The 15080-nt window shown below is 43.4% G+C and carries 14 protein-coding genes and 1 pseudogene; 4 read left to right on the forward strand and 11 right to left on the reverse strand.

The features are described 5' to 3' along the window. Nucleotides 1–17: 17 nt before the first annotated feature. Nucleotides 18–767, reverse strand: a complete 750-nt coding sequence (locus C6Y45_RS13635; protein ID WP_107585787.1) for an SDR family NAD(P)-dependent oxidoreductase — start codon at nucleotides 765–767, stop codon at nucleotides 18–20. Between the two features lie 410 nt (nucleotides 768–1177). On the opposite strand from C6Y45_RS13635, the gene C6Y45_RS13640 reads away from it, so the two are divergent. The 4 genes from C6Y45_RS13640 to C6Y45_RS13655 are packed head-to-tail and all read left to right on the forward strand — an operon-like array spanning nucleotide 1178 to nucleotide 4422. Beyond that, nucleotides 1178–2113, forward strand: a complete 936-nt coding sequence (locus C6Y45_RS13640) for an ornithine cyclodeaminase family protein (RefSeq protein WP_107585788.1) — start codon at nucleotides 1178–1180, stop codon at nucleotides 2111–2113. A 23-nt stretch (nucleotides 2114–2136) separates the two neighbouring features. Then, nucleotides 2137–2367: a hypothetical protein gene (locus tag C6Y45_RS13645; RefSeq protein ID WP_245922663.1), complete on the forward strand. Its 231-nt coding sequence runs from the start codon at nucleotides 2137–2139 to the stop codon at nucleotides 2365–2367. Between the two features lie 3 nt (nucleotides 2368–2370). Beyond that, complete coding sequence (locus C6Y45_RS13650; RefSeq protein WP_107585790.1) at nucleotides 2371–3801, forward strand: sodium:solute symporter family protein; 1431 nt, start codon at nucleotides 2371–2373, stop codon at nucleotides 3799–3801. A 21-nt stretch (nucleotides 3802–3822) separates the two neighbouring features. After that, nucleotides 3823–4422, forward strand: coding sequence for a hypothetical protein (locus C6Y45_RS13655; protein ID WP_107585791.1), 600 nt, complete (start codon nucleotides 3823–3825; stop codon nucleotides 4420–4422). A gap of 95 nt (nucleotides 4423–4517) precedes the next feature. Here the strand turns inward: C6Y45_RS13655 and C6Y45_RS13660 are convergent, their stop codons facing one another. The 10 genes and pseudogenes from C6Y45_RS13660 to C6Y45_RS13705 form a co-directional block, all read right to left on the reverse strand. After that, the gene (locus C6Y45_RS13660) at nucleotides 4518–5288 is read right to left on the reverse strand and encodes a VOC family protein (protein ID WP_107585792.1); all 771 of its coding nucleotides are present in this window, start codon (nucleotides 5286–5288) and stop codon (nucleotides 4518–4520) included. 57 nt (nucleotides 5289–5345) lie between these two features. Beyond that, the gene (locus C6Y45_RS13665; protein WP_107585793.1) at nucleotides 5346–6194 is read right to left on the reverse strand and encodes an esterase/lipase family protein; all 849 of its coding nucleotides are present in this window, start codon (nucleotides 6192–6194) and stop codon (nucleotides 5346–5348) included. Nucleotides 6195–6466: 272 nt separating this feature from the next. After that, the gene (gene bluB / locus C6Y45_RS13670; protein ID WP_107585811.1) at nucleotides 6467–7108 is read right to left on the reverse strand and encodes a 5,6-dimethylbenzimidazole synthase; all 642 of its coding nucleotides are present in this window, start codon (nucleotides 7106–7108) and stop codon (nucleotides 6467–6469) included. 129 nt (nucleotides 7109–7237) lie between these two features. Beyond that, nucleotides 7238–8344: an alanine/ornithine racemase family PLP-dependent enzyme gene (locus C6Y45_RS13675; protein WP_107585794.1), complete on the reverse strand. Its 1107-nt coding sequence runs from the start codon at nucleotides 8342–8344 to the stop codon at nucleotides 7238–7240. Continuing rightward, nucleotides 8341–9432: an N-acetyltransferase DgcN family protein gene (locus C6Y45_RS13680; RefSeq protein WP_107585795.1), complete on the reverse strand. Its 1092-nt coding sequence runs from the start codon at nucleotides 9430–9432 to the stop codon at nucleotides 8341–8343. Before C6Y45_RS13680 ends, C6Y45_RS13675 begins: the two co-directional genes overlap by 4 nt. 442 nt (nucleotides 9433–9874) lie before the next feature. Beyond that, on the reverse strand, nucleotides 9875–10900 hold the full coding sequence (locus tag C6Y45_RS13685; protein WP_107585796.1) for an AbrB family transcriptional regulator: 1026 nt from the start codon (nucleotides 10898–10900) through the stop codon (nucleotides 9875–9877). A gap of 70 nt (nucleotides 10901–10970) precedes the next feature. Continuing rightward, the gene (locus tag C6Y45_RS13690) at nucleotides 10971–12458 is read right to left on the reverse strand and encodes a tripartite tricarboxylate transporter permease (RefSeq protein WP_107585797.1); all 1488 of its coding nucleotides are present in this window, start codon (nucleotides 12456–12458) and stop codon (nucleotides 10971–10973) included. Nucleotides 12459–12476: 18 nt separating this feature from the next. Then, nucleotides 12477–12965, reverse strand: a complete 489-nt coding sequence (locus C6Y45_RS13695; RefSeq protein WP_107585798.1) for a tripartite tricarboxylate transporter TctB family protein — start codon at nucleotides 12963–12965, stop codon at nucleotides 12477–12479. A 99-nt stretch (nucleotides 12966–13064) separates the two neighbouring features. Further along, nucleotides 13065–14171 carry a tripartite tricarboxylate transporter substrate binding protein gene (locus C6Y45_RS13700; RefSeq protein WP_107585799.1) on the reverse strand — a complete coding sequence of 369 codons (1107 nt, stop codon included), beginning with the start codon at nucleotides 14169–14171 and terminating at the stop codon, nucleotides 13065–13067. Between the two features lie 284 nt (nucleotides 14172–14455). Further along, nucleotides 14456–14972 (reverse strand): annotated as a pseudogene (locus C6Y45_RS13705) (GrpB family protein). Between the last annotated feature and the right edge of the window lie 108 nt (nucleotides 14973–15080).

Here is a 15080-nt window from a genome sequence, read left to right on the forward strand (position 1 = left end):
CAGCTTCTCATAAAAATTTATTTTGTATTCGTAAATCCGCCGTCAATGCGGATAACTTCCCCGTTAATATACTGGGCATCAGATGTAAGCAGGAAAGTGACGAGTTCAGCCACTTCATCTGACGTACCAAGACGCTTCTGAGGAATACCCTGCTCGGCACTTTCTTTCATTTCCGGGTTGTCTTCAAAATATTTTTTGACCATCGGTGTTTCTGTCGGGCCGGGAGCCACGGCATTAACACGCAGCCCGTCTTTTGCATATTCAGCGACCATACTTTTCGTCATACCGACTATTCCGTGTTTTGTCGCAGAGTACGTAACTACTGTACTCTGACCGATTACACCGGCACTGGATGACGTGTTAACGATGGATCCTCCACCGTTTTTAACCATCACATCAGTTACGTAATGCATACCATACAAGGCGCCGAGCATATTGATACCAACTATTTGATTGATTTCATCCATTTCTGTTTCAAGAAAGTGTTTCCCGCTTCCGGAAATGCCGGCATTATTGAAAAAGTAGTCGATTGTTCCATATTTCTCTACTGCCTGCCCGACGTAATTTTTCACTTCTTCCACTTTAGATACGTCCGCTTTGACGAAGAATGCATCCGCTCCGGCCTGTTTTACTAAGTCAACTGTTTCTTGTCCACCACCCTCACTGATATCCACCACGACAATATTAATACCCTTCTCCGCAAGCTTTACAGCAGTGGATTGCCCCAATCCGCTTCCTGCACCTGTTATAACTGCCGTTTTACTCATAAGAAAAACCTCCTCTTTTTTCTGAGCTATTCAGCTATTCCTTTTATAAGAACTGTCTGAAACATTGCAGATCTTTCGGAAGCACGGCCTGCGGAACTAACTGAACATTTTCATAAAACAGCGCCTTCTCTCTACAACTTCTTTATACTTCCCTGTAATTCACAAGTCATGGATACAAATAATGAATACACTTTGTAATAAATTTTCATTCGATTGAATCTCGTCGTCTGATTCATTCTCAAATAAGAAACAATCCTGACTAATTCGTCTCCCCTATCCTTAGAGGACAGCTCTTTATTCACATAAGAAATACAAGCAATATCAACACTCCGACTAAATTATTTCACAATTTGAAATTGTGCATTAACTATGCAATAGTTATGTCTATATCATGAAGAGGAGGACTTTGTATGGAATTTCTTTCGGAAGAAGATGTAAGACAACAACTAACAATGGAGAAAACGATTCAATCGATCGAGGCATTTTATCTCGATAAGGACGATGGTAATATCCGCTCTCCGGACCGGATGCATATTGAAGACGGGGATAATACGAACCTGCTCATGCCGTCCTATTATAAAAATTACTATGCGACAAAACTCGTAGGTGTCGCGCCCGGCAATTCCAAACTAAACAAACCGACGATCCACGGCATCATGGCGCTTTACGACAGAAGTACGATGGAGCCGCTGCTTTTATGCGACGCAATGCCGATCACGAGTATGCGGACAGGTGCACTCGGCGGACTTGGAATGAAATACTTGGCTTATAAAAAAGCCGTTCACTTAGGAATTGTCGGTACAGGCACACAGGGATGGAGCCATCTGCAGTCGGCACTGGCAGTCCGAAACATTGAGAAAGTCTACGTCTTTAACCGTACGAAAGCAAAGGCCGAAGATTTTATTCAAAAAGCGGCATCGGCGTTTCCTCATGTACATATAGAAGCGGTAAGTGTAGAAGAACTTGTCCAACAATCGGATATTATCGTGACAGCAACGACGTCAAAAACGCCGGTCCTGCCGGAATGGGATAAAGACCTCTGGAAAGGGAAATTAATCGTGGGAGTCGGTTCTTTCCGCCCGGACATGCAGGAAATTCCCGATAGTATTCTCAAAAACGCGGACGAAATCCACGTGGATGCGGACGGTGCTTTCAGGGAATCGGGAGATATGCTGAAGGCGCAGGAACTCGGCCGGGAAAAAAGCTTTTCCTATACGCTGAAAGATTTGATCACAAAAAATTACTTTCCTGAACAGCCCAATGATAAGCTGATTATATTCAAATCTGTTGGTGACGCCATATTCGATCTCGTTACAGTAAGAGCACTTTACGAAAACAGAAAATAAAACGAGCAGAGGAGATGGACCAATTGAAGGAAATTACCAAATCAAAATGGAAAGATCCCGGAATCATTATGACGGGCATTTTAGTTTTTATTTCTGCCATCGTATGGATCTGGTGGCCGGCTGATACGTACTGGATGGGCATTTCCCTTGTCGCCTGGCTGATGTTCCTCTGTTTTTTTATCTGGCTGCTGCTGACGCTGATACACGTTATCTGGGTTGAAAAAATTGAAAAAGACAACGGGAAGGGAGCTTAAATTATGCTGATAATGGAAGCGGTTATCCTGACGCTGTATCTTATTCTTATGACCGTTATCGGAATCTTTTTTGCAAAAAGAGCCCACTCTTCCGAAGATGATTACTGGACCGCCGGCAGGAACATTAACAGTTTCGTCGGTTCTTTTGCACTCTTTGCTGCAGTAGCAAGCTCCAGTTCCCTCATGGGTGCTGTTGGATCCGGGGTCGCCCTCGGCGTACCTTTCCTGTTTGCTTATGGATTTGGGGCTGTGGCCATCCCTTCGTTTGCTTTATTTTTAATATCCGCACAGATCCGCCGTTCCGGTGTAAAAACGGTCCCTGAGTTTTTTAAATTCCGCTTCGGAAAGCCCGCGCAGCTAGTAGCAGCCGGAGTCGTTGTCGTCACGATGACCTTTTACATGGTGCCCCAGCTGACAGCTTCCGGGCTGATCGGATCGTATGTATTAGGAATCGATTATGAAATTGCTGTTATTCTTCTCGGGGTAGGATTCACACTGTATGCCGCACTCGGCGGCATGTGGGCCATTACATATACAGATCTTATCCAGGGAGCTATTATGGTCGTCGGCTTGTTTGTATTAGCCGTCGTGATTTTCTTTGAACATCAGGGTGTTGCAAACTTAGTTCAGGATGCGCTCGCTGCCGACCCGGACTTTGGATCAGTGACCCAGCCGTTGATGTCCTATTTTGGGTTGTTTCTCGCTTTTCTCTGGTTCGGTGTCGTTTCTCCGTCTGCGGTGATGCGTAATTTTGCGTCGCGGGACGCGAAAACAGCCCGACGTTCAGCTCTTGGCGCGTGTTTTCTTTATTTATCTGTCTTTGTATTCGGCTTTTTCATCGCTTCAGCCGGAGCAAGCCTCGGCATTGTCGATTCCCTCGATAATCAGGACATGATCTTTATTTCCGTGATTGAGAATTACCTGCCGGCTATTCTTGCCGGAATCCTTCTCGCAGGACTGCTTGCCGCAATTATGTCCTCCGCGGACGCGATGCTGCTCGCAGTATCAGCCGGTGTGGCGCATGACATTTATAAAGGATATATTAATAAAAACGCTTCCGAAAAAACCGTTACGAGGCTTGGATTTGCCGTGATGATGCTCGCAAGTTTTGTCGGTATTTATTTTGCGATCGATCCTCCGCAGCTGATTGCCGTCATGGTCGGCTGGGTCGGCGGTGCGCTCGTTTCCATCTTCGGCTTCCCGCTCGTACTCGGTATCTGGTGGAAAAGAGCAAACCTTGCAGGTGCTCTCGCCGGGATGATCGGGGGAGGCATCGCCTTTCTCATCATGATTGCTCTTCCGTTTGCGCTCGTCGCTGAACCTATTGTAGCCCTGCCGGTTTCCGCGATTCTTGTTATTGTTGTCAGTCTGCTGACAAAAGCCCCTTCTAAAGAAATGCAGGCGGAAGTCGACCGCTATCACGGATATTCCTAAACGAAAGCAGGTGGTGTATTGATGGAGGCAAGTGAAGAACTGCCGGAAAAAGTAAAGCTTATAGGAAACGGGAATTTAATACAGGAAGAAAAACTCGCTTCTTATATTTACAAAAGCCTCAAACTGTCAGACAAGTGGAAGCGGGAAGTGTCTCCTGCTTCCATCGAAAAACAAATGAAAGATCCGGAACTGATTTTTCATCCGATGTGGACCGTAAAACTGCTTGTGATCGCCGATCGCAAACCTTTCCCTTCAAAAGTGATGCCGAATATGCTGTTTATAGACAGTGTCTCGGGGTACCGCGGCCTGTTTTCCAAAGTTCCGGAATTAAACCATACAGACGTTTATTCCCGCCAGCTTCAAGAGCCGACTATATCCAGGCAGGAGGCGCTCGATAAATACGTACCTGATATTCAGCAGAAACAGATTAACCGAAGCTATATTCTTAAAAAACCGAGGCATGAAATAGAAAGTATCGAACTCGTTTATCTTCCGCTCTGGAAGGTAAATGTCTACGCGGACCGTTCTAAGAAAGTTTATTATATTAATGCCAATACCGGTGAATCAGAAGCACTCGTAAGTGAGCTCTGGAAAACAAAAAAGTGGATCCTTCCTTCATAAACAAATAAAAAACCACCGCCTTATCCAGCGGTGGTTTTTTGCAAGTTAAAATGTTCAAAAACTGTCTTTCCCTTGCGGCGCAGTTGATCTACAGTTTAACCATCTGTGAAAACATAGCGGCCGCTTCCGAGGGTGATAACCGTTCCGGCGAGGTCGGGATTATCTGTATGGAAATGCAGTTCTATAAGTGTTCCGGCTGAGCCTTTTTGAAAAAGCAGCTTTTTGCCGCCGAGCTTCAGTTCCACCGGGGAGATTTTTTCGATTCCAAACAGGTCGTGCCAGTGATCAACGCTTTCTTCCGGATTGGCTGCTTCAAAGACAGCTTTCTGAAGGGCGATTTCTCCGGCTGGATGTGTCGTCAGCCCTTTTTTCTGCAGGGCAGCCAGGCGGTCAGGGCCGGCGTCTTTCCATTCAATGAAAAAAGGATAAAGCAGTCCCTGAAAACCACCGTCAATGGTGAGCATGCGCCATTCAATAAGCTTCCCTTCGCTGTCCGTGCGCTTTCCCTCTTTTATTGGAGAGACATCGAGGCCACTTTCCCTCAGGGATTCGGCTGTTGCGTCCAGATTCTCTGTCCGGATGGCGATCCGGGTGAGCGCTTCGTTTTCCGGAAGATACGTGAGAGCACTTTGAGCAATCAGGTTCGGCTCCGGCGGATTCTCTGCAACATCCCGACTTTCCACGCTGATAAATTCCAAATAGGTGAGCCCGAAATAAGCGAGCGCGTTGTGCGTGCCCCAAAGCTTATGGGATCCGCCGTGGAACACGGTGATGCCATGTTTCTGAAAAAGAGCTTTCGGCTGTTCAAGGTCATTGACGTAGTGTACTGTATGATCTAGCTGTAAGTCCGGTTTATGATTTGTCATACGTTCCACTCCCTTTTCATTTGCTGTTTATCAGTTCTGCGAGCATATTTATTTCGACTATTTCACTGCCCGCTCAGGATCCGCGGGGCCTTCGTGTTCCAGTGCATCAAAAACAAAAGCAAACGATAATCGATCGTAAACAATTTCCTGATGGCCGGCAGGATTTAATGGATAGTAGTCCTGAATGGTAATATTTGATATATGTTTATCCGGTCCGTCGAGGAACGCAGATGTATATGGAATAACTACTTGGTCTGTTTTTGTAGAAATGACTGTGTAGGAGACATTTCCTGGTGTCTCATTCCCTTGATTCAGATTTTCCAGAAACTCAGATCCAGTAAGCTGCTGCTGGCAGGCTTTACAGGAAGTAACATCAGCAGTCCCTGAATTGAGCCGTTCTAAGCCAAAAAAACCTGCCGTTCCATGATTGGAAGGAACCAAAGCAATCAAATTTTCCACATAATTTTCCCCATCTAAAAATTTTAAGTATTGCCTCGGCATCATTCCGCCCTGGCTGTGCCCAATAATATCCACTTTGTCTGCACCAGTTAATTGTAAAACGTTATCTACAAATTCTTTTAACTCGTAAGCTGAATCTGCAATATCACCAGTGGAAGGTCCCGCATGAGTTAATCCGTAATTCATCGCATAGACACAGTACCCTTTCTTAGCAAGCTCAGGTGCAAGAGTAAGCCAATTCTGCGAACTTCTTTCAAACGTCCCTGGAACAAGAACTACCGGGTTAAGCTTGTCTGAATCCGGTTCACAGTTTGCAAGATTGGCTCCCGGAGGCGGTGCTCCCTGCTCAAGTAAAAACTCTTCTGTTGAAACTTCCGCCTGCAGATGACCGGGAAATGCAATGAAGAAAATGATTACTAAAAAGAATGGTCCGACATATTTAATCATTATAAAATCCCTCCAATATAATAAAATTTACAGTCTGCATGAAAAAAGCTCACTAATTCACTGCCAGAATGTCAGCAGTAATTCAATGAGCCTCTTAAATTTTCCACGCCAACTATTAACTCAGCTGTTAAATATATAGAAAATTTAGAATTTTGTCAATATCTTTACATTGTATGAGAAATTTCCAGACCGGTGAAGCTGTTCCAATGATCGATATCCACTCTCCACTAAAAAAACAATGCGCCAGGAGAAACTAAAGTGAAAAGCAAACTTCAGCGCTGGTCCCACTTATCTTCAAAAATAAGATGGTCGAGGGAACGCCTTTTTTCCCAGTCTGCGGTTTCCAGTATCGGTTTTTCCGGATAGTTGTCGGTGTACCCTATCGATATAAGAGCCAGAGGGTCGATGTGGGGCGGAATGTTTAAAATGTCCCGGATATCATTTTTCTTATAGAAGCTGACCCACCCCATGGCGAGTCCTTCCGAACAGGCTGCGAGCCACATATTCTGGATCGCGCAGGCTGTGGACATCATATCTGTTTCCGGGATGGAGTTTCTCCCTAATACGTGGGAACCTCCCCTCGTCGGGTCACACGTGACGCATATCGTCAAAGGCGCTTCTTTTAGCCCCTCCACTTTTAAACCGAGAAATTTTGATGCTTTTTCCTCTTCATAATGAATAGCCAGCGCACGCCTTTCTTTATCAGCTGCCCAGGCGAGTTTTTCTTTTATTTCCCCGGAAGAAATCAAAATAAAATTCCACGGCTGCATAAAACCTACAGACGGTGCATGGTGAGCGGCCTCGAGTATTCTATTGATTTTATTTTCAGGCACAGGATCAGGCAGAAAGGTGCGGATATCCCGCCTGTTGTAGATAACTTTATACAAAGCGTCTCTTTCGTCACTGCTGAACATATTTTTCACATCCGTTCTCTTTTAGTTGTTTATCAATATAGTACCAAAATATAACTGACCCTTGTTCTTTTCTTTGGTATTCGCATGCTGGAATCTTTCCACATAAAAATCCTTCTGGATCAGGAAGCCCTATCCAGAAGGAAGTATTTTTAAATGAGATTTTTTGCTGATAATATAGTTTTTGAAAATGTAGGAAGAAGTCATTAAGGAAAGCAGCGCGCTGTAGTTGAGGCGGAAGGTGACTTCATCACCTACTTGAAGCGGCTCCTCTTTTGCATTAACAATTAAATGATCACCGCTGGAACCGAGAATATCGATGTCGATGACCGGTCTCAGCCCTCCGGCGAGAACATCCTGTGATCCGACGGCAAGAATGGCCCGCTGCATCAGCCCCTGATCCTTAAAATCGGTATACTCCCCGTCCACGTTCTGTCCGGCTTCACCGTAAGGACGTGACGGTTTCGTCTTTACTTCGATTACTTCTGCGATCAATATAAAAGCGTCATTATAAAGACCGGGGATTTCATTCCTGTCGAGCGTTTCGCATCCGAGTAAAATGGATTCGCCGATTCGTAAATTATTTATTCTCCCGGTATCCCTGGTTTCCATAAACCATTGATAGCTGCCGGAATTTCCGCCGGTAATACAGGTGAAATGAAGCGAAAACAATGCTTCCATCCTGTCGGCCAGACGGGAAAGCTCCATCATTTTTTCACCCGTAGGGCGTATACCGCCGAAACAGGCAAAGTTAGCGCCTATTCCGATGATTTGAATTCCTTTGAACGCCAGAGTCTCCCGGATAAAATCTTCCAGATCCTCCGGCATGATCCCTTCGCGAAGATCCCCCATTTCCACCATCAGAACGACACGGTGTATTTTCCCCTGCTTTAAAGAAACCTTCGAGAGAGCTTTCAATACGCTGAGCTCTGTATTCATACTAATATCAGCGGTCTTTACCACCGCCTCCACTTCGCTCAGTCCCGGGGTTCTTAAGAGGACGAACTCTGCTTTAATACCTGCTTTCTGCATATCCGCTAAATTTTTCACCTTAGTATCAGCGAGCATTTTTATTCCGGCATTCAAGAAAACTCCGGCCACCTCTGGAGAACCACCCGCACCTTTAGTGACCCCCATAATCTGGATGCCTTTTGAATGATAAAGCTGCACGACACGCTCCGCATTATAGGCAACTTTAGAAAGGTCCACTTCTACTCTCGGAGCTGACAGATGGATCAATTACTGTAAACGGCGGACCGCTTTTTTTCCAGCTCGGGATATGTTTTAAAAATTGTTTCGACTAGCTTATCACAGCTGAATTGAAGTACGTCTGTTGTTGGCAGCGCGTATTTTGCTTCATAATCGGAAATGGTTTGAAGTACTTCCTGATCTGTCATGTTTTCATGATTAATCGAAACAGCCGTTACTTTTGCAGTAGAGAAGCTTTCTATCAAGGCAATTTCACTTTCCAGCGTCGGCATAGGTATATAGCTGAAATCTCCGAGATTCTCTCTTTTCGGCGGGTGCTGCATAATGACCGAGCCCGGCCGGGAACCGCGGATAATCGCACATGAGCTGATGTACGCCGGGTGGCTGAGTGCACCCTGTCCTTCTACGATCATAATATCCGGCTGCATTTCATCGTACGCTCTTAAGACCTGATGTTCAATTTCTCCCGTCATAAACTGGGAAGGAATCGCGTCGATCGCTACACCGTATTTTTTTCCTTGAATGAGCCCAGTCTGGCCTGTCGCGATGAACGCGACTTTCAATCCTTCTTTTTCCAGCGCTTCTTCTAAAAGGACAGAAGTCGTCCGCTTTCCTACCGCACCATCAGTACCTAGGACAGCTACAATCGGCGTCTCGATATCCAGACTGCGTCCGGAAAATAAATGCATATCCTTTTTCGCCGGCGGCTTCCGGATATCCTGTATTTCCACTCCGGACTTTCGGGCCTGATTCATGAACACTTCATCTTCCGTGAAGAACTCGTGAAGCGGGTTGACGATATTCATCCCGAGCTCCATCGCTTCCATAACGACTTTTCTTTCCTCAGCTTTCAACAGTCCGGCAGATGGTGCCATCCCGATAATAAATTGATCCGGCACGGCATCCAGATGGGCGACTGCTTCCTGCAGATTCTGAAAGAAAGGAATAAAATTCACTTTCTTTTCCAGGTATTCTCCCGTATCCTGACCGGTTTTCGTACTGTCTATAACACCTGTAATTGTATAGTTGCCGGCACTTCTGATCAGCCCGTTCGCCGTCTTTCCGTCCATCGTCCCAAAATTATCCTCGCAGTATATTAAAGCTGTTTTCTTTAACATCTATTCCACTACTTCAAATTAATTACATTAAATATATATTTTTCCATATGAACTCACGAAAAAACCCCACAGCTTAGTTAAGATGTTTCGATCGAAACAAAAAACTAAACTGCAGGGTCTGAGGCCGCTTACTTATTTATCCACTTTCTCCATTGTATCACAGTTTTATTAATAAAGGAGTTTACCGATTGAATTACTTTCTTTTTGTTAATTGAAGGAGCGGTATTTGTGCGCCTGTGATAAGTACAAATCTGCAAGAACATTAGAGCCGCTGTACTGAGGTCTTCTCCTGTCAGTTTAAGTCTCAGCTTTCAATTTACCCAACCGCTTCTTATAGGTTCCGCTTAATACTCCCTTACCAAACGCAGTCTTTTCTTCATTATATTTATCTCCTCCTTATTAAGAGGCGGGGTGCTTTTATATACACCTTTAAGGAATTTTGTTACTTATCACTTCTTTCTATAATCTTTATTAACAGGGGCAGAGCGAGAAAAACACTGATTACTCTCACTATCTGTAGACTTGCAACCAGGGTTGGCGCTAAACCAAGTGCAAAAGCAGTAGCGGACATTTCAGCAGCTCCAGCAGGTACTATGCTAAGTAAACTGATAACGTAAGAAGCTTCTGAAAGGCTATAAAAAATATATGCCAACAGAAAACCTAAAATTAAAAATAAGCTTATTATTCGGGCACTAATAAGACCAATTTGTTTCAATCGCAGAAAAGTTTTCCTATCAAAGCGTACTCCTACCATAACCCCGATCAATCCTTGACCAATTCCACCTACATAAGCAGGTACTTCCCGAACATCAAAAACGAATTCTCCTAGTAAAAAACCAAGAATTATCGCGTATAGAAGAGCTCCGGCTGGGATTTTCCACTTATTATTTAAGAAGGTTGCCACTGCAATAACAATAGAAAACAATGTGAAATGTTCAAACGTGAATAGATAACTTTCCTCAGGCAGAGAAAATTCATCGGCATGTGACCATATCCCTGCAACCAAAGGGATCAGCAGCACAAAAAAAGTAATTCTCGCCGTATGAAATGCCGCTACAATTCGGTTGTCTGCTCCGTAATCACCACTTATACTGATTATTTCTGATGCTCCGCCCGGAATACAACAGAATAAAGCGGTACGCTTATCCAGTATAGGTGCCCATTTATACAGTAACCATCCAAGAAAAAAACTACCTGTAAATGTGAGAATTAGGCTTATGAATAAAGGGATAAAATAAGTACTTATTATGCCGAAGAGCTCTCTCTCCATTAATATACCGATATTTGCTCCTACTAAAGTTAAAGCCAGCTTAAAAGGCAGTCCGTCGAATTTCACATCTGAACGGGAAAGACCATAAAAAACACCAAAAAGTAAAGCCCCTAGCAGCCACCCTGCTGGTACATTCAGAAAATCGAAAATGAAGCCAGTGGCCAGACCGCAGCTCACTACTATTAAAGCCCGGACCATAAATATCGACTCCGATCTTAATTAAAATCAATTTCCCCCTTTCTTAAGCATTCAAGACCTAAATTATAATTTACCTGTTCTTGACCCATTTGATAAATCTTAATATCAAAGGAAGCAATAAAGAAACAGCTGCTAATATTAAAAGAGAAAAAGAAACGGGTTTATCAATAAATATCATCCAGTCCCCTTGAGAAATCTGTAATGAACGCCTCATATTCTCTTCCATAATAGCTCCAAGTATCATAGCCAAGATGAGAGGAGCCGCCGGAAATCCATACATGCGCATCGCGAAACCAATCAAACCAAATATAAGAACAAGCATTAAATCGAATGGATTAAAACTTAGGCCGTATACTCCAATCATACAAAAGATAATTATCAGTGAGAGTAGCATAGCTCTTGGGGTATTAAGGATTTTAGATATGAGCGGAATAAGGGGTAAATTTAACATCAACAAGAAAACATTACCAATGTACATACTGGCTACTACTCCCCAGAACACATCCGGCCTGTCCTCGAGCATTAAAGGGCCTGGTGTTACTCCCATAACAAGCAGAGCCCCAAGAAGAATAGCCGTCGTACCTGACCCCGGAACTCCAAGAGTAAGCAAAGGCACGAAAGAACCACCGCTGGCAGCATTGTTAGCAGCTTCAGGTGCTGCTACCCCTTTTATATTACCCTTTCCGAAAGTATCTCCATCTTTCGCAATCCTTTTTTCCATTGAATAACCTAGGAATGAGCCAATTGTAGCTCCTGCTCCTGGCAGAACTCCTGTAAAAAAACCTAAAATAGAACTTCTTCCAATAGGAGGGGCTATATCTCTCATTTCCTTACGCGTAAGCTTTAAAGAACCAAGAGGATTCTGTTCAGATGCACCAGTTCTTTTTTTAAGAAGAACAAATACTTCACCTAACGCAAAAATTCCTAAAGCTACTACGAGGAAATCAATTCCATCCAAAAGATTGACACTACCAAACGTATATCTTGCAGTACCGGTCTGCAAATCCATCCCCACTAATGAAACCATCACACCAAAAACTGCTGCAATTAGCCCTTTTATAAGTGATTTGTCAGACAAACTTACCACAGCAGTTAAACCAAAAACCATTAGTGCAAAATATTCTGCAGGTCCAAATGTAACTGCGACGCGACCAAGCAGCGGGGCAATCAGCATCAATCCAATTACACTGATGGTTCCCCCAATGAACGACGCGTAAGCAGCTATGGCCAGCGCTTTACCGGCTTTCCCTTGCTTTGATAAAGGATAACCATCAAAAGAAGTAGCTACCGTACCTGCTACACCTGGAGCGTTTAAAAGAATAGAAGAAGTAGAGCCTCCGAAAATTGCTCCATAATAAACACCAGCCATTAAAATAATACCTATGGCGGGATCCATTCCATATGTAACAGGAATCATTAATGCTAGAGCACTTATTGGGCCAAGGCCCGGTAGCATCCCAATTACTGTTCCTGCCAGCACACCGATAAATACAAACATCAGAGCTTCCGGCTGCAGGGCTACTTCAAATCCGTACATTAAATTTTCCCAAGCGTTCATAATTGACTCCCCCCTTTTCTAAGCTGGAAGCAGACCTGGCGGCAGATACACTCCAAGTCCCCGTGTGAGTAGAATGTAGAAACCTACACTGACCACAATAGCTACGATCAAGTTAGTAACATAATTTTTATATCCATAATAGCGGGTCATACCAAAAATAAATACGAACGTGGTCAATACAAAACCAGCCCTCTCTAATAACAGGATGTACGCACCAATAACTAGTGCTGTAACAACAATCTGGGTGTTAGGCCGGGCCCAGAACGATTCATGTTCTTTTGTTTTTTCTTGCTCAGCGACGTCAGTTTCTGCATCTTTTTCGAAGAAAAGCCCAATAGAAAGTAACAACATTAATCCTCCCAAAATTTGAGGAAACAGATCTGAATCTATTGGACGTGGCAGAGCATAGACAGGTATTTGAAAAGCAACGTACAAATAAAAACAGGAAAATAAAAACAGGATAATAGCAATCGTTTGATTGGGACGTAATTTTCTAGTCAATTTCATCAGAAGCACCTCCAAGCATAAGTTAAGTAAACAAGGGATGTTTGAAATATTCTCCAAACATCCCTGAAATGGACTGATTCTTTTTATCTTTAAATTTAGTTATTCAACTAAACCTACATCTGACAACACATCTTCAAAAAGGTCAAACTGTTCGTCCAAAAATTCTCCAAACTCTTCGCTGTCCTGATAGTTATCGACCCATCCTAAATCATCCGCCTGCTCTCTCCATGTTTCAGTTTCCATCATTTCTGCATACATATCCTCGTAATAAGCTACAGCTTCTTCCGGCATATTAGGAGGACCCATAATTCCTCTCCAGATATCGAAAGTATAGTCAATATCCTGATCTATAAACGTTTGTGCTCCAGCTTCCTCGAGAGAGTCAATAGGCTCCTCTGAAGAGTAGGCAATTGGTCGAAGTTCTCCAGATTCAACTTGTCCTGTAGATTCACCAACTCCTGTCACTACTACATCCACATGTCCGCCTAAAAGGTTTGTCATGGCTTCTCCACCACCAGCAAACGCCACATAGTTTACATCCCCTGCGTTCAGACCATACTCTGCTGCCGCACCGGCAATAGAGATGTGATCCATGCTTCCAGCGGCAGACCCTCCTCCAATGGAAATAGAGCCAGGGTCTTCTTCCATATCCTCGAATAGATCATTAATAGTTTCGTATTCAGAATCCGGCTCTACGAGCACTATGGAGTAATCTGTAATTAAATTAGCTACCGGCGTAAAGTCGGTATGATCGTATTCTGACGTCTCCGTCAAAGGAACAAGAATAATAGGTGGACTTGCAGCGAACAATGGCTGTGGTTCTCCATCGTAATTAGCTACTTCCGCCCAACCAACAGCCCCCCCGCTTCCTGGTATGTTCTGCGGAGCGAAATTAACAGGGGCCAAATCTTCCTGATCAATTACCTGGGCTGTGGTCCTTATCAGAGTATCCCATCCTCCGCCGGCATCTGCCGGAGCAATGTACTCTACATCATTTTCAGGTTCCCAGTCACCGCTTACTTCTGCTTCATTATTATCGTTGTTCTCTGAGACGGTGTTATTTTCTGCATCACCAGTATTTTCGTTAGTTTCCATACCATCATTATCATTTGGTTCCTCTGGTGGATCTCCACATGCTGAGAGAATGGAAAGTGTAAGTACAGAAATGCCTACCGCTTTAGTAAAGCGCTTACATTTTTGGTTCATAAAAAAACCTCCTTTATTTATTATCTTTATAATATGAATATAAAGAATATTATAACAAACAAAAAAACAGAATATACAGTTATTTTACATAAGTTGCATTTTGTTCATTTTGTTCACAGAATAAAATTTAAACGAAATATAATACCAAATACTAGTGTTTGGTTATTTCAGGGGCTTTTCTTTAACAAAATCTGTACTTGCAAATTTTCATCAGTTTATTGCATGTTATTATTTATAAAAACTGACTTGTGTAATTATTTGTTCAAATTAGAATCAGAAATAGTTTATATATTATGAGTTGAATTTAGAATCTTATAAATAAACGCCGTCTTCACCTTCGTTATACTGATACTTATCCCCTCCTGCTTCAGAAGCGAGATGTTTCTTCAGTTCTTCGTAGTCAATTCTTGCCTGCTCATTTGTCCGCAGGTGATCTCTGAACTGGAGCTGCTCCTGCAAGTAGGGGTTTCCGCTTTCATGCAGATGGATCTGGTCCGTTCTCGGTTCGCCTTTACTGAAATAATATCTGTCCGGCACAATATCTGTTCCTTTATAAGTATAGCCGAGCTCTTCTAATGGCCTGATACAATTTTCCCCGTCCTTAAATTCTTCCACTTCAACAGCAATATCAATAATCGGTTTCGCATTTAACTTTTCTACTGCAGTACTGCCAATATGATGAACTACGGTTATACGTTCACCAAGCTTCTTTTCGATTTTCTCTTTTTCCTGTAAAAACTCCCTCTCCCACTCTTTTGACCATGGAACGAGAAGGATTTCTCCTTTTGGCATACCGAGCATTTGATCACCTCATTATTTACATTAGCAGAACATTTATAATGTGAAAAGGCGGTAAGATGCTTTCCAATTACACTAAAGAAGTGAGGGGCAGGAATAACCCTGTCCCTC

It is taken from the genome of Alkalicoccus saliphilus, from assembly GCF_003044065.1.
Lineage (GTDB): Bacteria > Bacillota > Bacilli > Bacillales > Salisediminibacteriaceae > Alkalicoccus > Alkalicoccus saliphilus.

Excerpts from the sequence above, each read along its gene's own strand:
- bluB (WP_107585811.1), bottom strand. The coding sequence starts at position 7,108 with ATGTTCAGCAGTGACGAAAGAGACGCTTTGTATAAAGTTATCTACAAC.
- C6Y45_RS13690 (WP_107585797.1), bottom strand. The coding sequence starts at position 12,458 with ATGAACGCTTGGGAAAATTTAATGTACGGATTTGAAGTAGCCCTGCAG.
- C6Y45_RS13660 (WP_107585792.1), bottom strand. The coding sequence starts at position 5,288 with ATGACAAATCATAAACCGGACTTACAGCTAGATCATACAGTACACTAC.
- C6Y45_RS13695 (WP_107585798.1), bottom strand. The coding sequence starts at position 12,965 with ATGAAATTGACTAGAAAATTACGTCCCAATCAAACGATTGCTATTATC.
- C6Y45_RS13640 (WP_107585788.1), top strand. The coding sequence starts at position 1,178 with ATGGAATTTCTTTCGGAAGAAGATGTAAGACAACAACTAACAATGGAG.
- C6Y45_RS13650 (WP_107585790.1), top strand. The coding sequence starts at position 2,371 with ATGCTGATAATGGAAGCGGTTATCCTGACGCTGTATCTTATTCTTATG.
- C6Y45_RS13655 (WP_107585791.1), top strand. The coding sequence starts at position 3,823 with ATGGAGGCAAGTGAAGAACTGCCGGAAAAAGTAAAGCTTATAGGAAAC.
- C6Y45_RS13665 (WP_107585793.1), bottom strand. The coding sequence starts at position 6,194 with ATGATTAAATATGTCGGACCATTCTTTTTAGTAATCATTTTCTTCATT.
- C6Y45_RS13700 (WP_107585799.1), bottom strand. The coding sequence starts at position 14,171 with ATGAACCAAAAATGTAAGCGCTTTACTAAAGCGGTAGGCATTTCTGTA.
- C6Y45_RS13635 (WP_107585787.1), bottom strand. The coding sequence starts at position 767 with ATGAGTAAAACGGCAGTTATAACAGGTGCAGGAAGCGGATTGGGGCAA.
- C6Y45_RS13685 (WP_107585796.1), bottom strand. The coding sequence starts at position 10,900 with ATGGTCCGGGCTTTAATAGTAGTGAGCTGCGGTCTGGCCACTGGCTTC.
- C6Y45_RS13680 (WP_107585795.1), bottom strand. The coding sequence starts at position 9,432 with ATGTTAAAGAAAACAGCTTTAATATACTGCGAGGATAATTTTGGGACG.